20 protein-coding genes are annotated in these 21,014 nt (G+C 69.3%); 14 read left to right on the forward strand and 6 right to left on the reverse strand.

Features of this window, described 5'->3' with window-relative positions; genetic code table 11:
• Nucleotides 1-15: 15 nt before the first annotated feature.
• Nucleotides 16-879, forward strand: a complete 864-nt coding sequence (locus J3S89_RS16410; RefSeq protein WP_217928838.1) for a C40 family peptidase — start codon at nt 16-18, stop codon at nt 877-879.
• On the opposite strand, the gene J3S89_RS16415 is transcribed toward J3S89_RS16410, so the two are convergent.
• Nucleotides 880-1,827 carry a 2-hydroxyacid dehydrogenase gene (locus tag J3S89_RS16415; RefSeq protein ID WP_230489187.1) on the reverse strand — a complete coding sequence of 316 codons (948 nt, stop codon included), beginning with the start codon at nt 1,825-1,827 and terminating at the stop codon, nt 880-882.
• Nucleotides 1,828-1,844: 17 nt separating this feature from the next.
• Nucleotides 1,845-2,999, reverse strand: a complete 1,155-nt coding sequence (locus tag J3S89_RS16420; RefSeq protein WP_217928840.1) for a DNA recombination protein RmuC — start codon at nt 2,997-2,999, stop codon at nt 1,845-1,847.
• Nucleotides 3,000-3,269: 270 nt separating this feature from the next.
• Between J3S89_RS16420 and J3S89_RS16425 the strand changes: the two genes are divergently transcribed.
• From J3S89_RS16425 to def, 3 genes are all read left to right on the forward strand, one after another.
• Nucleotides 3,270-3,605, forward strand: coding sequence for an ArsR/SmtB family transcription factor (locus tag J3S89_RS16425; protein WP_217928841.1), 336 nt, complete (start codon nt 3,270-3,272; stop codon nt 3,603-3,605).
• On the forward strand, nt 3,602-4,072 hold the full coding sequence (locus J3S89_RS16430; protein ID WP_217928842.1) for an SRPBCC family protein: 471 nt from the start codon (nt 3,602-3,604) through the stop codon (nt 4,070-4,072). Before J3S89_RS16425 ends, J3S89_RS16430 begins: the two co-directional genes overlap by 4 nt.
• 92 nt (nt 4,073-4,164) lie before the next feature.
• The gene (gene def, locus J3S89_RS16435; protein ID WP_217929189.1) at nt 4,165-4,707 is read left to right on the forward strand and encodes a peptide deformylase; all 543 of its coding nucleotides are present in this window, start codon (nt 4,165-4,167) and stop codon (nt 4,705-4,707) included.
• A 96-nt stretch (nt 4,708-4,803) separates the two neighbouring features.
• Here def and J3S89_RS16440 read toward each other — a convergent pair whose 3' ends face one another.
• Nucleotides 4,804-5,685 carry an undecaprenyl-diphosphate phosphatase gene (locus J3S89_RS16440; RefSeq protein ID WP_217928844.1) on the reverse strand — a complete coding sequence of 294 codons (882 nt, stop codon included), beginning with the start codon at nt 5,683-5,685 and terminating at the stop codon, nt 4,804-4,806.
• A 257-nt stretch (nt 5,686-5,942) separates the two neighbouring features.
• On the opposite strand from J3S89_RS16440, the gene J3S89_RS16445 reads away from it, so the two are divergent.
• The 5 genes from J3S89_RS16445 to J3S89_RS16465 all read left to right on the forward strand — a co-directional run bounded on the left by J3S89_RS16445 (nt 5,943) and on the right by J3S89_RS16465 (nt 11,723).
• Complete coding sequence (locus J3S89_RS16445) at nt 5,943-6,578, forward strand: transglutaminase-like cysteine peptidase (RefSeq protein WP_217928846.1); 636 nt, start codon at nt 5,943-5,945, stop codon at nt 6,576-6,578.
• A 368-nt stretch (nt 6,579-6,946) separates the two neighbouring features.
• On the forward strand, nt 6,947-7,111 hold the full coding sequence (locus J3S89_RS16450) for a DUF1127 domain-containing protein (protein ID WP_217928848.1): 165 nt from the start codon (nt 6,947-6,949) through the stop codon (nt 7,109-7,111).
• 280 nt (nt 7,112-7,391) lie between these two features.
• Complete coding sequence (zwf, locus tag J3S89_RS16455; protein ID WP_217928849.1) at nt 7,392-8,870, forward strand: glucose-6-phosphate dehydrogenase; 1,479 nt, start codon at nt 7,392-7,394, stop codon at nt 8,868-8,870.
• A 136-nt stretch (nt 8,871-9,006) separates the two neighbouring features.
• Nucleotides 9,007-10,821, forward strand: coding sequence for a phosphogluconate dehydratase (edd, locus tag J3S89_RS16460; protein WP_217928851.1), 1,815 nt, complete (start codon nt 9,007-9,009; stop codon nt 10,819-10,821).
• Nucleotides 10,818-11,723, forward strand: coding sequence for an SMP-30/gluconolactonase/LRE family protein (locus tag J3S89_RS16465; RefSeq protein WP_230489186.1), 906 nt, complete (start codon nt 10,818-10,820; stop codon nt 11,721-11,723). The genes edd and J3S89_RS16465 overlap by 4 nt, the downstream gene beginning before the upstream one ends.
• A gap of 93 nt (nt 11,724-11,816) precedes the next feature.
• Here J3S89_RS16465 and J3S89_RS16470 read toward each other — a convergent pair whose 3' ends face one another.
• On the reverse strand, nt 11,817-13,496 hold the full coding sequence (locus J3S89_RS16470; protein WP_217928853.1) for a methyl-accepting chemotaxis protein: 1,680 nt from the start codon (nt 13,494-13,496) through the stop codon (nt 11,817-11,819).
• Nucleotides 13,497-13,763: 267 nt separating this feature from the next.
• The gene (locus J3S89_RS16475) at nt 13,764-15,164 is read right to left on the reverse strand and encodes a cation diffusion facilitator family transporter (protein ID WP_217928854.1); all 1,401 of its coding nucleotides are present in this window, start codon (nt 15,162-15,164) and stop codon (nt 13,764-13,766) included.
• Nucleotides 15,165-15,307: 143 nt separating this feature from the next.
• Here J3S89_RS16475 and J3S89_RS16480 point away from each other — a divergent pair, with 143 nt between their 5' ends.
• From J3S89_RS16480 to J3S89_RS16490, 3 genes are all read left to right on the forward strand, one after another.
• The gene (locus J3S89_RS16480; protein WP_217928855.1) at nt 15,308-15,898 is read left to right on the forward strand and encodes an ANTAR domain-containing response regulator; all 591 of its coding nucleotides are present in this window, start codon (nt 15,308-15,310) and stop codon (nt 15,896-15,898) included.
• Between the two features lie 64 nt (nt 15,899-15,962).
• Nucleotides 15,963-17,186, forward strand: coding sequence for a CmpA/NrtA family ABC transporter substrate-binding protein (locus J3S89_RS16485; protein ID WP_217928856.1), 1,224 nt, complete (start codon nt 15,963-15,965; stop codon nt 17,184-17,186).
• A gap of 195 nt (nt 17,187-17,381) precedes the next feature.
• Entirely contained in the window at nt 17,382-17,741 is a 360-nt protein-coding gene (locus J3S89_RS16490) for a globin family protein (protein WP_217928857.1), read from the forward strand.
• Nucleotides 17,742-17,802: 61 nt separating this feature from the next.
• Here J3S89_RS16490 and ppk2 read toward each other — a convergent pair whose 3' ends face one another.
• Nucleotides 17,803-18,693: a polyphosphate kinase 2 gene (gene ppk2, locus J3S89_RS16495; protein ID WP_217928858.1), complete on the reverse strand. Its 891-nt coding sequence runs from the start codon at nt 18,691-18,693 to the stop codon at nt 17,803-17,805.
• A 145-nt stretch (nt 18,694-18,838) separates the two neighbouring features.
• Between ppk2 and J3S89_RS16500 the strand changes: the two genes are divergently transcribed.
• The gene (locus J3S89_RS16500) at nt 18,839-20,191 is read left to right on the forward strand and encodes a sensor histidine kinase (protein WP_217928859.1); all 1,353 of its coding nucleotides are present in this window, start codon (nt 18,839-18,841) and stop codon (nt 20,189-20,191) included.
• Nucleotides 20,192-20,291: 100 nt separating this feature from the next.
• Nucleotides 20,292-21,005 carry a phosphate signaling complex protein PhoU gene (gene phoU, locus J3S89_RS16505; RefSeq protein ID WP_217928861.1) on the forward strand — a complete coding sequence of 238 codons (714 nt, stop codon included), beginning with the start codon at nt 20,292-20,294 and terminating at the stop codon, nt 21,003-21,005.
• Nucleotides 21,006-21,014 lie beyond the last annotated feature (9 nt).

Genomic DNA, 21,014 nt, shown 5'->3' on the forward strand with positions numbered 1-21,014 from the left:
GGAGGGATCCGCCCCGTGGAGTCTCTCGATCCGCGCCTCACCCCCGCTCGCCCCGATTGCGCCGCCGCGCATCTGCGTGGCATCGTCCAGGCCGAACGTTATGTCGAGCCGATCGCGGCGCGCGTCCTCGACGCCGTCGCGCCGCTGCGCCGTCTCCCCCGTCCCGACGCCGGTCTCGACACCGAGGTGCTCGCCGGCGAGACGCTGCGGGTCTTGGACGAGGACGACGAGGGCTGGAGCTGGGTTCAACTCGATCGCGACGGTTACGTCGGCTACCTGCCGAGCCACGCGATCCTGAAGGGCGAGGCGGCACCCGCGACCCACCGCGTCGCCGCGCTCGCGACCTTCGTCTATCCCGCGCTCTCGATCAAACAGCCGCCGACCGCGCGCCTCTCCTTCGGTTCGCTCGTCCGGGTCTTGCGCGAGCGCGAGGAGAACGGCCGCCGTTTCGCGATCACCGTCGAGGGTGGGGCGATCGTCGCCCATCACCTCGCCCCGATCGACACGCGTGAAAGCGATCCGGTCGCCGTCGCCGAGCGCTTCCTCGGCATCCCCTATCTCTGGGGCGGCCGCTCGAGCCTCGGCATCGACTGCTCCGGTCTCGTCCAGACGGCGCTCTTTTCCTGCGGCATTCCCTGCCCGCGCGACACCGACCTGCAGGAGAAGACGCTCGGCGAGCCGATCGGTCTCGACCCGGCCGGCTGGCGGCGCGGCGATCTCCTGTTCTGGCCCGGCCACGTCGCGCTGGTGCGCGACGGGGAGACCTTCGTTCACGCCAACGCCGCGATGATGGCGGTCGGCATCGAGGGGATCGCCGAGGGGCTGGCGCGGATCGAGGCCGCCGGCACCCCGCTCCGGGCGGCGCGCCGGGTGCTCTGATCAGTAGCCCCGCGTCCGATCGACCACGAGCGCCGGATCGAGCGCCTCGCCGCGCTTCAGCGTGGCGATGCCCGAGACGATCCGGTGGGCGAGCGCCTCGGCGTCGCTGTCGGCGGCGCAGTGCGGCGTGATCGTCACCTTCGGATGCGCCCACAAGGGCGAGGTCACCGGCAGCGGCTCGACCTCGAACACGTCGAGCACGGCGTGCGCCAACTCGCCCGCGTCGAGCGCGGCGAGAATGTCGGCCTCGACCTGCAGCGCCCCGCGTCCGGCATTGACGATCACCGGACCGCCGATGTGCGCCGCGCCACGCAACTGCCGGAAGAGCGCGCGGTCGAGGAGGCCGTGCGTGTCCGGCGTCGCCGGCAGCAGCACGACGAGAATGTCGGTGCGGGCGAGGAAGGCCGGCAGCTCGGCCGTGCCGGCGTAGGTCGTGACGCCGGGCAGGCCGTGCTTCGAGCGGCTCCAGCCGACGAGATCGAAGCCGAGCCGCCGGAGCACCTCGGCCGCGTCCTTACCCAGCACGCCGAGCCCCATCAGGCCGACCGTGACCGCGTGCGCCGCCGGCTGGTCGATCGGCACCCACACCGCCCGCGCTTGGCTCGCCCGGTGGTGGTCCATCCGCCGATGCTGGGCGAGCACGTTCATCACCACCCATTCGGTCATCCGCGCCGTCAGATCCGGATCGACGATGCGCACGACCGGCACGTCCGGCAGGGTCGGATCGCCGAGGAGCGCGTCGACGCCGGCCCCGAGATTGAAGATGGCCTGGAGATTGGGGAGCCGCGCCAGCAACCCCGGCTTCGGCTTCCACACTGCCGCGAAGCGCACCGCCTCCGGATCGAAGGGCTCGCGCGCGTCGATCACCTCGAGGTCGGGGGCGAGCCGGCGGAACCGCTCGATCCACTGATCCGGCGTCCAGTTCTCGATGGCGACGATGAGCGACATGCAGATCTCCGAACGTATCATTCGCCGGCGAGGCGAGGGCGGGTGTCGGTCGCGGTCTCGAGATCGAGCGCTTCGATCCGGGCCGAACGGCGAACCACCTTGTCGGCGGAAATCGCCAATTGGTCCAGATCGCGCGTCGCTTGGCCGAAATGCGTCTGGAGTTTCGTCACGCGCTCGGCGAGGCGGGCGACATCCTCGACGAGCGCGCCGACCTCCGCCTGGATCACATGCGCCTGCGAGCGGATCGCGGCATCCCGGCCGATCGACTGCACCACCTGGATGGCGAGCACCAGGAGCGACGGCGAGACGATCACCACCCGCGCCCTGTGCGCTCGCTGCACCACCTCGGCGAAGTGCTCGTGTAGGTCCGCGAAGATCGATTCCGACGGCACGAACAGGAAGGCGGTGTCGTGGGTCTCGCCGGCGAGGAGATATTTGTCGCGGATGTCGATCACGTGGCGGATCACGTCGCGGCGAAACCCCTGCATGGCGGCCGCCCGCGCCTCCGCGCTCTCCGCCTCGCGAAACGCCGTCCACCCCTCCAGCGGAAACTTGGCGTCGACGACGAGGCCGGGCGCGCCGTCGGGGAGATGGACGAGGCAGTCCGGCCGGACCCCGGTCGAGAGCGTCGCCTGGAACGCATAGCCGTTCGGCGGCAGCGCGTCGGCGACGATCGCCTCCATCCGCCCCTGGCCGAAGGCGCCGCGCGCCTGCTTGTTCGCCAGGATCGACTTCAATTGGATCATCTCGGCCGAGAGTTCGGTGATGCCGCGCTGGGCGCGATCGATCACCGCCAGCCGCTCGGCCAGCGACGTGAGGCTCGCCGAGGTCGCCCGCGACGTGTCGGTGAGCGAATGGCCGATCCGCGCCCCGAGCCCGTCGAGCCGCTCGGAGAGCCCGCGCGCCAGATCCGCCTGCCGCGAGCCGAACACCTCGGCCATGGTCTGCATCCGCCCGGTCATCTCCGCCTGGAGACGGCCGATCTCGGCGAGCCGCCGCTCGGTCTCCTGGGCCTGATCGAGCGCGAGCGTCTCCGCCGCGATCCGCTCGCGGACCGAGCGGCCCCGCCCGAGCGCCGCGACGACGAGCCCGCCGGCGAAGCCGCCGCCGGCGAAGAGGAGATGGGGGAGGGTGACGGCGAAGCCGCCGAGGAGGAGGAGCGTTTCCGACATGCGCCGACCGTGACAGGTTTTCCTTAAGAGATCATGTTTTGTTCTCGTCGTCGACCGGCGAAACGGAGGAAACGGGCGATCGTCGCGAGGCGCCCTCTTCCTTCTCCCGCAGGGGGAGCAGGGAGGGCATGCGGACGCCTCGCCGCGTCGTCTCCGCGACCGTCGTGTTTCGAGCGATTGCCCGGCCAGAGGAACACCGCCGAGGACAAAACTGAACCATCCGGTGAAGTATTTCTGGACGAACCGGCGCGACCCGTGATACTGAACCGCATGGTAAAGTGTTCCGCCGCTATCGATCGGACTTTTTCCGCCCTGTCGGATCCCGGCCGGCGGGCGATGGTCGCCCGCCTCGTCGAGGGGCCGGCGACCTTGAGCGAATTGGCGGAGCCGCTCGGCCTGTCGCTGCCGGCGGTCGCCAAACATCTCGCCGTGCTCGAGCGCGGCGGTCTGGCGACAAGCCGCAAGGTCGGCCGCGCCCGGGTCTGCACCCTGGCGCCGAACGCCTTCGACGAGGCCCGCGCCTGGCTCGCCGCGCAGCGAGCCGCCTGGGAGGCGCGGTTCGATCGCCTGGATGCCCTGCTCATCGAAGGAGGAGACGAGACATGAACGACGGTGCCCTCGACCTCGAGATTTCGCGCGTCCTCGCGGTTTCCCGCGCCCGGCTGTGGCGGGCCTGGACCGATCCGGTCCTTCTGGCGCAATGGTGGTGCCCGAAGCCCTGGACCACCGAGGTTCTCGCCTTCGATCTGCGCCCCGGCGGCGGCTTCCACACGTCGATGCGCGGCCCGGCCGAGGCCGGCGGCGAGAGCGACAATCCCGGCTGCTTCCTCGAGGTGGTGCCGGAACGGCGGATCGTCTTCACCTCCTCGCTCGGGCCCGGGTGGCGCCCGGCCCGCCCCTGGCTCGCCATGACCGCGATCATCGACATGGTCGACGAGGCCGACGGCACCCGCTACACCGCCCGCGTCCTGCACGAGAGCGCCGCCGATGCCGCCCGGCACGACGAGATGGGCTTCCGGGACGGCTGGGGCACGGTGATCGGACAGCTCGAGGCGCTGGCGAAGACGCTCTGAGGCGCCTCGACCCCTCGGGCGGCGAGGAATTCGTGGCTTTTCCCGCCGCTCCCCGATTGACCGTCGATGCCGGCTCACCTATCTCAGCCGACATGGCCAAACTCGACATCATCACTCTTCCCGATCCCCGCCTGAAGCTCGTCTCCGAGCCGGTCGGCCACGTCGACGACGAGATCCGCCGTCTGCTCGACGACATGTTGGAGACCATGTACGCCGCCCCCGGCATCGGGCTGGCGGCGATCCAGGTCGGCATCCCGAAGCGGATCGTCACCATCGACCTCTCCCGCGAGGACGAGGAGAAGGCGCCGATGTGTCTCGTCGACCCCGAGATCCTGTGGGTCTCCGAGGAGACGAACACCTATCAGGAGGGCTGCCTCTCGGTGCCCGAGCACTACGACGACGTCGAGCGCCCGGCCCGCGTGAAGGTTCGCTACCTCGATCGCGACGGCAAGGAGCAGATCGTCGAGGCCGACGGCCTGCTCGCCACCTGCCTCCAGCACGAGATCGACCATCTCGACGGGGTCGTCTTCATCGATCACCTGTCGCGGCTGAAGCGCGAGCGGGTCCAGAAGAAGTTCCTGAAACAGGCGAAGTTCTCCGCCCGCTCCGGCGGCTGGCGCCCGTCGATGGGCTGACCCGCCCCGAGGCCGCGACGACGAGTCGCCCGCGAAGACGACGAAGCCGACGGATCGCCCGTCGGCTTTTTTCGCTTCGCGCGCTTCCCTCCGAGATCAGATCATCGGATCGAGGACGCCGAGCCAGACGATCAGGAGCAGGAAGGCGCCCATCAGGAGGCGGTAGATCACGAAGGGCCAGGCCGAGAAACGCTCCATCACCTTCATCAGGGTCCAGATCGCCACGAAGGCGGAGAGCGAGGCGGAGGCGAGCCCGACCCCGAGCACCTCCCATCCCTGCGCGTCGAGCCCGGCGTGGCGCAGTTCCATCAGCTCCTTCACGCCCGCCCCGGTGATCGCCGGCAGGCCGAGCAGGAAGGAATAGCGCGCGGCGTCCTCGCGCTTCAGATTCATGAAGAGCGCCGCCGTCAGGGTCGAGCCGGACCGCGACACGCCCGGGATCAGCGCTCCGACCTGGGCGAGGCCGATCACCACCGCGTCGCGCAGGCGGATCTCCTCGAAGGTCCGCTTGTGCCGGCACACGAGCTCCGCGATCGCCAGCAGCACCGCCATGCCGACCGAGGCCGCGCCGATCACCCACAATTCGCGTAAGGGCGAGCCGCAGGCGTTGAGCTGCTTCTTCAGGAGCAACCCGCCGATGACGATCGGGATGGTGGCGACCACGATGCCGACCGCCATGCGGAATTCGAACGAGCGATAGTCGCTCTCTTGCACCGCCCGGATCGACCCGGACCCGAGCCGCCACACGTCGCGCCAGAAATAGGTGACGACCGCGAAGAGCGCCGCCAGCTGCATCGCCGCCGAGAAGGCCGAGCCGGGATCGGGCCAGCCGAGAAAGGTCGGCACCACCCGCATGTGCGCGGTCGAGGAGATCGGCAGAAGCTCGGTGATCCCCTGAACGACGCCGAGGATCGCCACCTTGGTGGTGCCGAGGGCGACGAAGCCGGTGTCGAGACCATTGGTGCAGGCGGAGGCCATGGCGGAGCGTCCCCGAGACGTCGGACGAGCGAAGAGGCGCGGAAAGGGAAGGGTGGGATCCCGGCCCCACACTGCGGCCGGCAGGGTTACCAGAGTCTTACGCGCCTTCGTGCAAATTCGATGGAATTCGGCAACAAAGTAATCATCTAGATTAAGTAACAGTATATCTCATCTCAGAAAAACGACTACAAAGTTTGACGTGGACATAATCCGCATGTGCGAAGGTGTCTCCACTGGGAAGGGGAGTTGCTTTCGCCATGCTGAAGCTGAAGACCTGGGGATTGATTGTCTTCATCGCGTCCTCCGCCGTTTCGACGGTGGTCGAGGCGCGGGATGCCATCGTGCTCGCCAAACTGCCGGAAACCACCACGGCGCTGCCGGTGGGCGAGGCACGGCCGGTCTGGGGTTGGGTCGACTACTGCCGCCGCTCCACCGGCGACTGCGCCGGTGGCCGCATGGCCGCCCGCGACGTCCGCCTCGACGGGCGGGTCTGGAACACGCTGGTCGACGTCAATCGTTCGGTGAACGCCGCCATCGAGCCGGTCACCGATCAGGAGCACTGGGGGCAGGCCGATCGTTGGGACATCCCGACCGACGGCAAGGGCGATTGCGAGGACTACGTCCTGCTCAAGCGCAAGATGCTCATGGAGCGCGGCTTCCCGCGTCAGGCCCTGCTCGTCACCGTGGTCATCGACCGCCAGGGCGATGGCCATGCGGTGCTCACCGTCAAGACCGACCATGGCGACTTCGTCCTCGACAACATGCGCGACGACATTTTCGCCTGGGTGAAGACGGGCTATCGCTTCGTCAAGCGCCAGTCGCAGGAAGACCAGAACCGTTGGGTCGCGCTCGACGACGGCGTCCAGGCTCCGGCCACCGCTTCGGCGCGCTGACGCAAGGCAGTCCCTCCGAACGAGGTGGGGCTTTCCCGGGGCGGAGATCTGCATGCGCCGCATGGCCGCCGGGTCTTCGCCATATTCCCGCCGTCATTCGCCCCTTCCCGACATTCCGGTGGGAAACCGGGAGATACGCCGATACGGCGAATCCCGTGCGACGCTCGATGGGTTGACGAATAGTAAATCCTCATGACCGAACCCATGCGAAAAACGCATGGCAGGGGCAAGAAAGGCCGCCTTCAATTTAGGCAGAAAGGCGCTTATTTCATCGTCATGGAACGGGTTCGTTCAATCCCGGGAGTGACCGGGAGGGACTGAGCGGGCCCATCGAGGGAGAGGGGATCGGAGAGATCCTCGAAAATGTCATGTCGCTGATCACCATCGCCACCCATGTCCGTTCCTCCGTGGAGCGCTTCCGCAACTACCGCCGCGCGGTGCGTGAACTGTCGGCTCTCGACGACCGTCAGCTCTGCGACATCGGCCTCGTGCGCAGCCGCATCGAGGAAGTCGCGCGCGGTGCGATGCACTGACGCCGATCCCCGCACGTCGGCGTCTCCGGACGCCGAAGTCGGACGGATTTCGAAAGGGGCGGTCCTGGGGACCGCCCCTTCGCTTTTTCGCCCCGCCGATCGATATCCCCGGCGCGCGGTCCTGTTTTTCATGAAACTTGTTGCGCAAATGACATTGAGTTGCCGATTGTTCGGCCTATGATCCGCCCTAGATTCACGATCGAGGCGTCGTCGGATCGGTTATCGGGGGCGACGGATCGATCCGAGGGCGGATCGCGAGCCTCGCTCTTCGGGGGCACTCATGGCCAGTCGCGTCATCTCGGTCGAACCCTTCGACTTCGTCGCCTTCGGCGGCACCGGCGACCTCGTGCGCCGCAAGCTCCTGCCGGGGCTCTACCACCGCGACCGGGTCGGGCAGATCCCGCCCGGCACCCGCATCCTCGGCGCCGCGCGCGCCCCTATGAGCGTCGACGATTATCGCGCCCTCGCGCGCGAATCGATCGACGCCCACGTGCCCGAGCACGAGCGCGACGAGGAGGTGATCGAGCGTTTCATCGCCCGCCTCGGTTACGTCGCGGTCGACGCCCTCGGCGACGGCGGGTGGGGCGATCTCGCCGCCCTGCTCGCGTCCGAGCCGGAGCGTATCCGCGTCTATTATCTGGCGACCAGCCCCGACCTCTTCGGCGCGATCTGTCGCGGTCTCGAGCGCACCGGCCTGGTCAGCGCCCAGAGCCGGGTCGTGGTGGAGAAGCCGATCGGCAAGTCGCTCGCCTCCGCCCATGTGGTCAACGAGGCGGTCGGCGCGGTCTTCGCCGAGACCCAGATCTTCCGCATCGACCACTATCTCGGCAAGGAGACGGTGCAGAACCTGATGGCTCTGCGCTTCGCCAACGCGCTCTTCGAGCCCCTGTGGAACGCCGCCCGCATCGATCACGTCCAGATCACCGTCGCCGAGAGCCTCGGCGTCGAGGGCCGCGCGGGCTATTACGACGGCGCCGGCGCCCTGCGCGACATGGTCCAGAACCACATGCTCCAGCTCCTCTGTCTGGTGGCGATGGAGCCGCCGGCCTCGCTCGACGCCGACACCGTCCGCGACGAGAAGCTGAAGGTCTTGAAGGCCCTGAAGCCGATCGGCCCGGCCGAGGCGGGGCGGGTGACCGTGCGCGGCCAATATGAGAAGGGAGCCTCGGCCGAGGGACCGGCCGCGGGCTATCTCCAGGAGTTGGGACGCCCGTCGAGCCCGACCGAGACCTTCGTCGCCCTCAAGGTCGAGGTCGAAAACTGGCGCTGGGCCGGCACGCCCTTCTATCTGCGCTCCGGCAAGCGCCTCGCCGAGCGGGTCTCCGAGATCGTCGTGAGTTTCCGCCCGATCCCCCATTCGGTCTTCGACGAGGCCGCCGGTCCGATCCTGCGCAACGAGTTGGTGATCCGCCTCCAGCCCGACGAGGGCGTCAAGCTCTCCTTGATGATCAAGGACCCCGGCCCCGGCGGCATGCGCCTGCGCCGGGTGCCGCTCGACATGACCTTCGCCGAGACCTTCGCCGACCGCCACGCCGACGCCTACGAGCGCCTGATCATGGACGTGGTGCGGGGCAACCAGACCCTGTTCATGCGCCGCGACGAGGTCGAGGCCGCCTGGGCCTGGGTCGATCCGATCCTGGAGGCCTGGAGCGCCTCGGGCGAAATGCCCAAGGCCTATCGCTCCGGCACCTGGGGGCCCTCCGCCGGCATCGCCCTGATCGAGCGCGACGGCCGCACGTGGCATGAGGACGGCGCCTGACGGCGCCTCGGGCACGAGGACGGCGCCCGACGGCACCTCGGGGATGATGAGGGCGGCGCGGACGACGAGAACGGCGGCTCGAACGCCGAAACCGGAAGAGGACGGCGTCCGGGAGGCGTCGCGAGAGGATGAGGCCATGACCGTGAACGCCCGTCTCGGCGAGATCACCGAGCGGATCCGCAACCGCAGTCGCGACGACCGGAACCGCTACCTCGACCGCATGGCCGCCGCGATCGGCGAGGGCCCGCGGCGCGCCCGGCTCGGTTGCGCCAATCTCGCCCACGGCTTTGCCGCCTGCGGCCCCGAGGCCAAGGCGCGTCTGGCCGGCGGCGGCGCCCCCAACATCGGCGTCGTCACCGCCTACAACGACATGCTCTCCGCCCATCGCCCCTACGAGCGCTACCCCGCGCTGATCCGCGCCGAGGCCGAGCGGCTCGGGGCGACCGCTCAGGTCGCCGGCGGCGTTCCGGCCATGTGCGACGGCGTCACCCAGGGCGAGCCCGGCATGGAACTGTCGCTGTTCTCGCGCGACGTCATCGCCATGGCCACCGGCGTGGCGCTCTCCCACACCATGTTCGACGCCGCCCTGATGCTCGGCATCTGCGACAAGATCGTCCCCGGCCTCGTCATCGGCGCGCTCGCCTTCGGCCACCTGCCGACGATCTTCGTGCCCTCCGGCCCGATGCCGACGGGACTGTCGAACGGCGAGAAGAACCGCGTCCGCCAGCTCTATGCCGAGGGCAAGGCGACTCGGGCCGATCTGCTCGAGGCGGAATCGCGCTCCTACCACGCCGCCGGCACCTGCACCTTCTACGGCACCGCCAACACCAATCAGATGCTGATGGAATTCATGGGGCTGCACCTGCCCGGCGCGAGCTTCGTCCCCCCCGACACGCCGCTGCGCGACGCGCTGACCCGCGCCGCCGTCGCCCGCGTGCTCGCGATCGGTCCGAAGGGCGAGAGCTTCCGCCCGATCGGCGAGGTCCTCGACGAACGCGCCTTCGTCAACGGCATCGTCGGCCTGATGGCGACCGGCGGCTCGACCAATCTCACTCTCCATCTGGTCGCCATGGCGCGCGCCGCCGGCCTGTGCCTGACCTGGGACGACTTCGCCGATCTCTCGGCGATCACGCCGCTGCTCGCCCGCGCCTATCCCAACGGCGCCGCCGACGTGAACGCCTTCCGCGATGCCGGCGGCGTGCCCTTCGTCATCCGCGAGCTGCTCGCCGAGGGCCTGCTCCACCCCGACGCCAAGATCGTCTGGGGCGACGACATCGCCGCCCAGGCCCAGACCCCCGCCCTCGACGCGGCCGGTGAACTGGTCTTCGATCCCGTCGCGACGGTCTCGCCCGACGAGACCGTGGTGCGCCCGGCCGCCCGGCCCTTCCAGGCGACCGGCGGGCTCGAGCTTCTGACCGGCAACCTCGGCCGCGCCGTCATCAAGTCCTCGGCGGTGGCGCCCGAGCGACGCGTGATCGAGGCGCCGGCGCGCGTCTTCGCCTCGCAGGACGAGGTCCAGCGGGCCTTCAAGGCGGGTGAACTCACCGGCGATTTCGTCGCGGTGGTGCGCTTCCAGGGCCCCAGGGCCAACGGCATGCCCGAATTGCACAAGTTGACGCCGCCACTCGGTGTCCTCCAGGATCGCGGTCAGAAGGTGGCGCTGGTCACCGACGGCCGCATGTCCGGCGCCTCGGGCAAAGTCCCCGCGGCGATCCACCTGACCCCGGAGGCGGCCGACGGCGGACCCATCGCCCGCTTGCGCGACGGCGACGTCGTGCGTCTCGATGCCGTCACCGGGCGGTTGGAGGTTCTGATCGACCCGGCCGAATGGGCGACGCGCCCCGCCGCCGTCGCCGATCTCCAGGCCAATCAATGGGGCGTCGGGCGCGAGCTCTTCGCCACCTTCCGTCGCGCGGTCGGACCGGCCGAACAAGGAGCCAGCTCGCTGTGAACGTCATTCGTATCGTCCCCGACCCTCGCCGTCTGATCGACCACGCCTGCCGTCTGGGCGAGAGCCCGCTGTGGGACGACCGCCGCGACCGTCTGTTCTTCGTCGACATCGCCGCCGGTGAGATCCATCACGTCTCCGCCGAAGGCTCGTCGCACCGGGTCTGGCCGGCGCCGATCCCCGAACGCGCCACCGCGCTCGGCCTGACCACCGCCGGTCGCCTGGTCGTCGCCCTGACCCGCTCGGTGGTCCTGTTCGACCCCGATGCCGGCACTTGGGAGACCCTCGCCGAGATCGACGTCGGCCCCTCCACCATGCGCCTCAACGACGGCAAGGTCGGCCCGGACGGCGCCTTCTGGGTCGGCTCGATGGACGAGACCCCGGAGCGCCCGCCGATCGCCGCGCTGTGGCGGGTGAGCGCCGACGGCGCCGTGGAGAAGAAGCTCGACGGGCTGCGGGTCGCCAATGGTCTCGCCTGGGACGCCGCCGGCACCACCATGTATCTCGCCGACAGCCGCGGCCCCTGGATCGATCGCTTCACCTTCGATCCCGCCACCGGCACCCTGAGCGACCGCGCCCGTCTCGCCACCCTCGACGACGCCACCGGCCGTCCCGACGGCGGCTGCTGCGACGTGATCGGTCACTATTGGAGCGCCGGCGTCTCCTCCGGCCACATCAACCGCTTCGCCCCCGACGGGCGCCTGCTCGAGCATTGGGACCTGCCGGTCGACTTCCCGACCATGCCCTGTTTCGGCGGCGAGGGGATGCGCACGCTCTTCGTCACCTCGCTCGATCGGGTCGAGGAGGGTCGTCGTCCTTCGCTCGCCCCGGCCGGTTCGGTGATCGCCTTCGACGCCCAGATCGCCGGCCTGCCGCCGTTCCGCATGCCCGACCCGCGCGGCTGACGGACGGCCGGACACCGAAGACGAAAGAGGCCCGGATCGCTCCGGGCCCCTTCCGTGTGTGCTCTCGACGAGGACGAGAGAGAAGTGCCGTGATCAGGCGGCGGCGACGTCCGCCAGGAACCTGTCGACGACGGTCTTGAGATCGTCGGCGGTGTGCACCACCCGGCCGGTGGCGTCGGAGACCTGTGCGGCGGCGCGCGAGGTCTCGCCGACCGCCTCGTTGACGCCGGCGATGTTGTCGGCGACGAGCCGGGTGCCCTCGGCGGCGCGGGTGACGTTGCGGGCGATTTCGGCGGTGGAGGCGCCCTGCTCCTCGACCGCGGCGGCGATCGCCGAGGTGAAGCTGTCGACCTCTTCCATGATATGGGCGATCTCGCCGATCGCGCTGACCGCCTCGCCGGTGGTGACCTGGATCGAGCCGATCTGAGCGGAGATCTCCTCGGTCGCCTTGGAGGTCTGATTGGCGAGCGACTTCACTTCCGCCGCCACGACCGCGAAGCCCTTGCCCATCTCGCCGGCGCGGGCCGCCTCGATGGTGGCGTTGAGCGCCAGGAGGTTGGTCTGTTCGGCGATGTCGCGGATCAGTCCGACGACGGCGCCGATCTTGCCGGCGGCCTGTTCCAGCTCGCCGACCGTGTGATTGGTGGTGCGCGACACCTGCGCCGCCTTGCCGACGACCTCGGTGGTGCGCGAGACCTGACGGGCGATCTCGTTGACCGACTGCATCAGCTCCTCGCCGGCCGAGGACACGGTCAGGACGTTCTCCGACGCCTCGTGCGAGGCCTGGGCGGCGCCGTCGGCGCGCCGGGCGGTCGCCTCGGCGGTGCCGGTCAGAGCCGAGGCCGTGCCCGACATCTGCCGCATCTCGTCGCCGACGTTGGTGAGCAGCTCGCTCGCCCGGCGCCGGAAATCGGCGATCAGCGCCTCGATCCGGGTCTCGCGCGCCCGCTTGGCCGTTTCCGAGGCGGTGGAATTGGCCTCGAGCACCCGCCGCTCGCGCTCCTGATTACGGAACTGCGCGACCGCCTCGGCCATTTCGCCGATCTCGTCGTTGCGGGCGGTGTCGAGTCGAAGGTCGAGTTCGCCGCGGCCCAGCGCCACCATCGCCTCGCGGATCTCGGCGAGCGGACGCGTCACCGAACGCACCACGAAGAAGGCGATGAGGCCGATCGCCACCGCGAAGCCGAGCGACAGGACGCCGGTCTTGAGCGCGTTCGACCAGAACTGCGTCTCGATGTCGTCGATCCACATGCCCGAGCCGACCACCCAGCCCCAGTCATCGAGGGCGGCGACATAGGAGAGCTTGGACAGCGGCTCGGTGGTGTTCGGCTTGGCCCAACGATAGGTGACGGTGCCGACGTCGGTCTTCTTGGCGACGTCGATCATCTCACGGAAGATGTATTTGCCGTCGGGATCCTTCATGTCGGTGCCGTCGATACCGCGCATGCTCGGCGCGGGATGCACGATCATCTTGCCGTGCATGTCCAGCACGAAGACGTAATTGCCGTCGTCGTAGCGCAGCCGGCCGATCTCGGTGGCGGCCTGAGCCTTCGCCTCCTCCTGCGTGATCTCGCCGCGACCGGCGCGCGCCATGGCGTCATGGGCGAGGCTGTCGGCCATTTCGACGATGCGGCGAAGTTCCGAGACCTTGCCCTGGTAGAGATTGGAATGCAGCGACCACATCCCGAGGCCGGTGACCGCCAAGAGACCGATCACCGCGAGACCGGCGACCAGAAACAGGCGGAAGGAGAGACTGCGGCGGGATTTGGCCATGATGTACCTCGAGCAGGGGACCGACGGAGGGCGCCGCCCGTCTTCGGGGTCTCGCGCGGTCGTGCGTGCCACCCGTGTGGTCCAGGCGGATCCACGGCATCGTCACAACTGCCGATCATGGAAACATTCGAAAATTAACAATTCGCGAAAGGGTAATAGCGACCTCACGTCACATGAGATATTTCAGATCTGAATTCTACGAAAGCCCTAGACGAAGGCGCGAGGTTTCATGAAATACGCGCCAGAGCTTCTGGGGGGCATTACGTATCACGGACAGTCGAAAGGTTCGCCGTGTCCGATGACGCGGCGTACGCCCAGGTGTCGGGCGCGCACCGCGCGCTCGACGTCGTCGATCGCGGCATGGAGTTCCGCCACGCCGAGGGTGGGGGCGGCGTGGCAATGGAAGTTGACGATCACGCCCTCGTCGGTCGCGCGGGCGCGCACGGCGTGGACGTCGGAGACGATCCCACCGCGCTCCGCCGCCGCTTCCAACTCGCCGCGAATCTCGGCGAGCGAGGCGGCGTCGAGATCGAGTCCGGCGAGGCGATCGACCGTGATCGGCTCGATGTGGGTCTCCACTTCCGATCCCGGCCCGAGTTCGGCCTCGATCGCCTCCTCGAGGCCGGTCGCGACCTCGTGCGCCTGGGCGAGCGGCATGCGGCCGTCGACCTCGAGATCGAGCGACACCGACATGCGTTCGTCGGCGAGGGTCTGGACGGTCAGATGGTGGATGGCGATGCCGCGATTGCGGGCGATCACCATGATCCGCTCGTGCACGGTCTCGTCGTCGAGGGCGCGCGGATGCGCGACGATGGCGATGTCGACCTGCGGCAACGCCGCCGCCATCGCCGCCACCACTCGCTCCTTGATCGCCGCCATGTCGTCGAGCGAGCGCATCCGGCTGACCGCGATGTCGAGATCGACGAAGATCTTGGCCCCCGACGGCCGCGCCCGCACCCGCTCGATCGCGACAACCCCGGAGATCCCCTCGGCGACCGCCTTCACCTGATCGGCGATGCCGTCCGGGGCGGCGTCCATCAGGCTGTCGATGGTGCGCTTGCCGAGCCGCCAGCCGGCGAGGCAGACGAAGAGCGACACGCCGATCGCCGCGATCGCGTCGCCGAGTGGGAAGCCGAACCAGACGAAGCCGAGCCCGACCAGCACCACCGCCGAACTCCACATGTCCGAGGAGAAGTGCAGCGCGTCGGCCTCGAGCGCCTGACTGCCCGTCTCTGCGGCGACCTTCTTCAGGTTCCGCGCCCGGAAGAAGTCGACCAGGATCGAGGCCACCACCACCGCGACCGCCACCCAACTCGCCTCGACGTCGCCGCCGTGGCCGAGGAGACGCTGGATCGCCTCCCAGATGATCCAGCCGGAGGCGAGGAACAGAAGCCCCGTCTCGAACAGCGCCGCCACACTCTCGATCTTGGCGTGGCCGTAGTGATGGAGATCGTCGGCGGGCTCGTCGGCGATGCGCACCGCGAACCAGGTCATCACCGTCGCGCCGACGTCGAGCAGGCCGTGGATCGCCTCCGACAGGAGGCCGAGCGAGCCGGTCGTCACCGCCGCGACCGCCTTGGCGATCGTCATGCCGGTGCTGGCCGCGATCGAACTCAGCGCGGCCGCCTCCTTCTGTTCGGCCTGAGAGGCATTCGCATTGTTCGTCATGGACTTGGCTCCGGCCGGGCGATTGTTTCCGCCCCATCCCTAGGCCCGCGCGGACGTGCGCGCAAGCACCCTCCGCATGGCGTTCTTTTGCGCTTGTGGCGGGGTGGGCGGCACGGTGATACTGGCGCGGCGACAAGGAGCCGGTGTTGGTCGACGTCTCTCTCACGATATTGGTGATCGACGAGAATCCCGTCCGCAGCGCCATCCTGGAGGAGGGCCTGCGCGAGGCGGGCTTCACCGACGTGGTGCGCCTCGACACCACGCACGAGCTGTTGCGCCGGGTCTATCAGATCGACCCGGACGTGATCCTGATGGATCTCGCCAATCCCTCCCGCGACGTGCTCGAGCAGATGTTCCAGGTCAGCCGCATGGTGAAGCGGCCGGTCGCTATGTTCGTCGACCAGTCCGACACGGCGATGATCGAGGCCTCGGTCGATGCCGGCGTCTCCGCCTATATCGTCGACGGGCTGCGCAAGGAGCGGGTCAAGCCGATCCTCGACATGACCGTGTCGCGCTTCAATGCCTTCGACCGCCTCACCCGGGAACTCGATCAGGCCCGCACCGAACTCGCCGACCGCAAGTTGATCGAGCGCGCCAAGGGCATTTTGATGAAGTCGCGCGGCGTCGCCGAGGAGGAGGCCTACGCCCTCCTGCGCAAGACCGCGATGAACGAGAAGAAGAAGCTCTCCGAGATCGCCCAGTCGGTGGTCACGGCGGCGCAACTCCTGGGATGACGATCGACATGGACCCGACGGCGAGGGACGAGACCACCGGCGACGCGAGAGGAGGGCGCCCGACATGACGCGTGAGACCGCGCTCGATCCGAACCGCTCGCCCGCGACCGGCCGCTCGCTCGAGCGCCTGCGCGTCGGCTTCATTCCTCTGGTCGACTGCGCCCCCCTGGTGGTCGCCCGCGATCTCGGTTTCGCCGAGGCCGAGGGGCTGGAGCTGGATCTGGTCCGCGAGACCTCCTGGGCCAACATCCGCGACCGCATCGTGCTCGGTCATTTCGACGCCGCCCACATGCTGGCGCCGATGCCGCTCGCCGCCCGGCTCGGCCTCGGCCACCTGACCGCGCCGATCCTGGCGCCGTGGGTCCTGAACCACGGCGGCAATTCGATCGCGATCTCGACCGCCCTCCACGACGCCGGCGGCGCCTGGGGCGCGGTCGACGACCCCGCCGCCGCCGGCCGCGTCCTCGCCCGCCTCGTCGTCGAGCGCGCCGAACGCGGTGAGGAGCCGCTCACCTTCGCCTCCGTCCACCCCTTCTCCTGCCACGACCAGCAACTGCGCCACTGGTTCGCCGCCGCCGGGCTCGATCCCGATTCCGATCTGCGGATCGTGGTGGTGCCGCCCTCCTACATGGTCGACGCCATGGCGGAGGGCGGGGTCGACGGCGCCTGCGTCGGCGCGCCCTGGCCGAGCCTGTCGGTGGAGGCCGGGGTCGGCCGCATCCTGCTCACCACCGGCTCGATCTGGCCGGCGACGCCGGAGAAGGTGCTGGGCGTGCGCGAGGTCTTCGCCGAGCGCCGGCCCGAGGCGCTCGCCGCCCTGTTGCGCGCCCTCGACCGCGCCGGCGCCTGGATCGAGGATCCCGCCAATCGCCCGGACCTCGCCGCGCGCCTCGCCCGGCCCGAGATCGTCGGGGTCCCCGAGGCCCTGGTGATGCGCGCGCTCGCCGGCGAACTGCGCGCCGGCCGCGACGGCGCGCCGGTCTCCGTGCCCGGCTTCCTGCGCTTCCACGGCGCCGGCCCACACGGGGCGATCAACCGCCCGCGCGTCGCCGACGGTCTGTGGCTCGCCGCGCAGATGTTGCGCTGGGGACAGGTGCGCGACCGCGATCGCGCCTTCGCCGCTGCCCGCGCCGCCTTCGCGCCCGCGACCTTCGACGCCGTCTTCGGCCCGCCCGGCGCGGCGCGGGACGACGAGACGGTCCGCCCCTTCGACGGCGCCCCTTTCGACGCCCGCGACCCCGGCGCCTGGCTCGACGCCCACCCGCGCCCGGTCGGCCGGCCCGGCTGATCCCGGCCGCCGCGTCCCCGCCGCCGGTCCACGCCGGGCGAAGTGTGGGCGGCGCGCCACACTCGATCGCCGACCGCGCGCGACGTCGATTTCGCATTGCCGCGAAGGGCGCCGACGCCTATCGGGAGACGCCGGTTCGCTCCTCCGGGCGGCCATCCCCGAATCTCAAGGTCTCCCCCCGAAAGGACGGCTCCCATGCGTGCCGATCGCCCGTCGCGCGGTCTCTTCCGTGTCGCTCTCGTCGCCGCCGTCCTCGCCGGATCGATCGGCCGCGCCCCCGCCGCCGAGGGCGCCGAGGAGACCTTGAAGACGCTCTACCGGATCGCGCTGTCGGCCGAGATGTGCGGTTTCCCGATCGCGCCGCGTCAGTCCGAGGCGCTCGGCAAGTCGATGAACCGGGCGCTCACCGAGAGCGGCCTCGACCCCGACGCGGCCGAAGAGCTCTATCGCGACGTCGACGCGAGCCTCGAGGCGGAAGGCTGGGACAAGGTCTGCGCCGCCGGCGGCGACTGGGCCCGCAACTACCGCGCCCTCCTCGCCGCCAACACCAAGTGAGATCGAACTCTCGAAGGCCCCGTCGGGAGGGCCTTCGCGACCGGGCCGGTCTCGACCGGCCTCACCCGGCGACGAAGCCCGGGCCCTGACCGAGCACCTTCTCGTCGATCTCGCCGATCGCCTTGCGATCCTTGTCGGGATAGTCGAAGAGCCGCAGGATGTGGCGGATGACGTTGAGCTTGAGGCGGCGCTTGTCGTTGCCGAGCGCGATCGTCCACGGCGCGCGGTCGGTGTGGGTGGTCTCGAGCATCCGGTCGCGGGCGCGGGTGTACTCGTCGTATTTGTCGATCGCGGCGACGTCGACGTCGGAGATCTTCCACACTTTCAGAGGGTTGTGGCGCCGGTCGTGGAACCGTGACAGCTCCATCTCGCGCCCGACCTCGAGCCAGAACTTCACCAGATGGATGTTCTCGGCGATCAGCAGATCCTCGAAATGCGGCGTCTCCTTGAGAAAGCGCTCGCTCTCCTCGACGGAGCAGAAGCCCATCACTCGCTCCACTCCGGATCGGTTGTACCAGGAGCGATCGAACACCACGACCTCGCCGCAGGTCGGCAGGTGCTGGACGTAGCGCTGGAAATACCACTGCCCAAGTTCCACCTCGCTCGGCTTCGGCAGCGCCACCACCCGGGTCCGGCGCGGGCTCATGTATTGGCGCAGCGCTCCGATCACCGAGCCCTTGCCGGCGGCGTCGCGCCCCTCGAACACGATCACCAGCCTGAGGCCGGTGGCGATCGCCCAGGTCTGCAGCTTCACCAGCTCGATCTGGAGGCGGGTCAAGGTCTCCTCGAATTCGTGCTCGTCGAGCGGTTTGGCGTGCGGATATCCGCCCGACGAGAAGGCGGCGTCCTTCACCCAGTCGGGGAGCTTCGGGTCGGAGAGGTCGAAACGGCGGCGATCCGGGGAGGCGGGTTCGTCCTTGGTCTTCTTCTTGTCGTCTTGGTGCGAGCCCATTGTGAGGTCTCCCGATTCGGTCGGATGCGGAGGATGGTTGCGTTTCGATCGTGGACGAGACTACCACCGGATCGCGGCGTGGCGAGGGCCGTCCCGACGCGAAGGCGGGGACGGGGCGGGGACCCCACCGAGGAGACGGAACGGCATGAGCAGCGATGATCTGTCGGAAGACGCCGAACGGACGGCGTCACGCTCCGGGCGCGGCGTCTCGTGGCGGGCGATCCTGCAGGCGGCCACGGTCGCGGGCCTCGCCGTCGCCGCTGTCGGCCTCTACGGGGTGCCCGTCCTGGTCGCCGCCGCCACCGCGGTCTTTCTCTGGGTGCAGGCGATCTGGGCGCGCGGCGACGCGGAAGCGACGCCGCACCTGCGCCGCCGCTCGCACGCCCGCTCCACTCGGCCGTCGCGGCCGTGGCCCGACGCCGGCATCAAGACGGTGGTGGAGGCGATCGACGAACCCTGTGTGGTGGTCGACGTCGGCGGCAGCGTGCGCTGGTTCAATCGCGAGGCGATCGCGCGGTTTCCGGCGCTGAAGCGCGGCGATCCGCTCTCCTTCGCGCTGCGGGTGACGGCTCTGCTCGATGCCGTCGACACGGTGGTGGCGCTGGGCCGCGTCGAAATCATCGAATGGCAGGACAAGGTGCCGACCGATCGCTGGTCGCGCGCCCATTTCGCGCCGCTGTTCGTGCCCCCCAACGTCGGCGACACCGACCGGCGCCCCGACTTCGTGATGATCCGCGTCGAGGATCTGACCGAGGGGCGTCGGCTCGAGCGCATGCGCGCCGACTTCGTCGCCAACGCCAGTCACGAACTGCGCACCCCGCTCGCCGCCGTCACCGGCTTCATCGAGACCCTCCAGGGTCCGGCCCGCGACGACGTCCGAGCCCGCGAGCGCTTCCTGGTCATCATGGCCGAGCAGACCGCCCGCATGAAGCGCCTGATCGACGATCTCCTGTCGCTGTCACGGGTCGAGATGCGCGCCCATCTCAGGCCGCAGGCCGAGATCGACGTGGTCGAGATCCTCGGCCACGTCGTCGATCTGGTCGGCCCGGTCGCCCGCGCCCAGAACGTCGAGGTGAAGCTCGCCGGTTGCGACCGCCCCCATCCGGTGCGCGGCGATCGCGACGAGCTGGTCCAGGTCTTCACCAATCTGATCGAGAACGCGGTGAAATACGGCGGCGCCGGCGGCACCGTCGACGTCACCCTCACCGAGGCCGGGCCGCATGTGGCGGTCGCGGTGCGCGATCACGGCGACGGCATCGATCCGGTCCATCTGCCGCGCCTGACCGAGCGCTTCTACCGTGCCCACACCGAGACTTCGGGCGCCAAGCGCGGCACCGGCCTCGGCCTCGCCATCGTCAAACACATCGTCACCCGCCACGGCGGGCGCCTGGACATCGCCAGCCGTCTCGGCGAAGGCTCCACCTTCACCGTCGTACTCGATCGGTGGATGGGGCGTGAAACCGAGGAAAATCAGGTCGTTGAACCGTCATCAAACTGACGTTTCGATGTCATAGAAACGATCCGACCGCGCCGATGGGGCGAGCGGTCGATCGGCTCGTCGCCACCGCGTCGCCCCGACGACAGCAGGAGTTCGTTCGATGCCCACCCATACCGTCGTCGCCTACGAGCAGGAACTGAAGGATCTCGCCGCCCGCATCGCCGAGATGGGCGGCATGGCCGAAGGCCTGGTCGCCGATGCGATCACCGCTCTGGTGCGTGGCGACACCGCGCTCGCCCAGCGCGTCGTCCTCACCGACGCCCGTCTCGACCGCCTGCAGCGCACCGTCGAGGAACAGGCGATCGTCGTCATCGCCAAGCGCCAGCCGATGGCGCTCGATCTGCGCCACATCTTCGCGGCGCTGCGCGTCTCCGGCGACCTCGAGCGCGTCGGCGACCTCGCCAAGTCGATCGCCAAGCGCGTCATCGCCATGGGCGGCGCCGTTCAGGTCAAGAGCGTCGTGATCGGCGTCGAGCACCTCGCCGACATCGCCCTCGAGCAGCTCAAGGCCGTGCTCGACGCCTATACCGCCCGCGACGCCGCCGCCGCCATGGAGGTGCGCGAGCGCGACGAGCAGATCGACGCCCTCTACACCTCGCTGTTCCGCGAACTCCTCACCTACATGATGGAGGATCCGCGCAACATCACCTTCTGCACGCATCTCCTGTTCTGCGCCAAGAACATCGAGCGCATCGGCGATCACGCCACCAACGTCGCCGAGGCGGTCCATTATCTGGTCACCGGCGAGCAGGTCGCCGACGACCGGCCGAAGGGCAACGACGCCGAACAGATGAAGCTCGAAGGCGACGCCTGAGCGGAGACC

The sequence above is a fragment of the Pinisolibacter aquiterrae genome, assembly GCF_019160155.1.
GTDB lineage: Bacteria > Pseudomonadota > Alphaproteobacteria > Rhizobiales > Ancalomicrobiaceae > Pinisolibacter > Pinisolibacter aquiterrae.

Coding starts and splice junctions, on each gene's coding strand:
- J3S89_RS16470 (WP_217928853.1), bottom strand. CDS start 13,496: ATGGCCAAATCCCGCCGCAGTCTCTCCTTCCGCCTGTTTCTGGTCGCC.
- J3S89_RS16445 (WP_217928846.1), top strand. CDS start 5,943: ATGCTGAAGCTGAAGACCTGGGGATTGATTGTCTTCATCGCGTCCTCC.
- J3S89_RS16425 (WP_217928841.1), top strand. CDS start 3,270: ATGGTAAAGTGTTCCGCCGCTATCGATCGGACTTTTTCCGCCCTGTCG.
- def (WP_217929189.1), top strand. CDS start 4,165: ATGGCCAAACTCGACATCATCACTCTTCCCGATCCCCGCCTGAAGCTC.
- ppk2 (WP_217928858.1), bottom strand. CDS start 18,693: ATGGGCTCGCACCAAGACGACAAGAAGAAGACCAAGGACGAACCCGCC.
- J3S89_RS16490 (WP_217928857.1), top strand. CDS start 17,382: ATGCGTGCCGATCGCCCGTCGCGCGGTCTCTTCCGTGTCGCTCTCGTC.
- J3S89_RS16415 (WP_230489187.1), bottom strand. CDS start 1,827: ATGTCGCTCATCGTCGCCATCGAGAACTGGACGCCGGATCAGTGGATC.
- zwf (WP_217928849.1), top strand. CDS start 7,392: ATGGCCAGTCGCGTCATCTCGGTCGAACCCTTCGACTTCGTCGCCTTC.
- phoU (WP_217928861.1), top strand. CDS start 20,292: ATGCCCACCCATACCGTCGTCGCCTACGAGCAGGAACTGAAGGATCTC.
- J3S89_RS16485 (WP_217928856.1), top strand. CDS start 15,963: ATGACGCGTGAGACCGCGCTCGATCCGAACCGCTCGCCCGCGACCGGC.
- J3S89_RS16500 (WP_217928859.1), top strand. CDS start 18,839: ATGAGCAGCGATGATCTGTCGGAAGACGCCGAACGGACGGCGTCACGC.
- J3S89_RS16430 (WP_217928842.1), top strand. CDS start 3,602: ATGAACGACGGTGCCCTCGACCTCGAGATTTCGCGCGTCCTCGCGGTT.
- J3S89_RS16475 (WP_217928854.1), bottom strand. CDS start 15,164: ATGACGAACAATGCGAATGCCTCTCAGGCCGAACAGAAGGAGGCGGCC.
- J3S89_RS16440 (WP_217928844.1), bottom strand. CDS start 5,685: ATGGCCTCCGCCTGCACCAATGGTCTCGACACCGGCTTCGTCGCCCTC.
- J3S89_RS16450 (WP_217928848.1), top strand. CDS start 6,947: ATGTCGCTGATCACCATCGCCACCCATGTCCGTTCCTCCGTGGAGCGC.
- J3S89_RS16420 (WP_217928840.1), bottom strand. CDS start 2,999: ATGTCGGAAACGCTCCTCCTCCTCGGCGGCTTCGCCGTCACCCTCCCC.
- edd (WP_217928851.1), top strand. CDS start 9,007: ATGACCGTGAACGCCCGTCTCGGCGAGATCACCGAGCGGATCCGCAAC.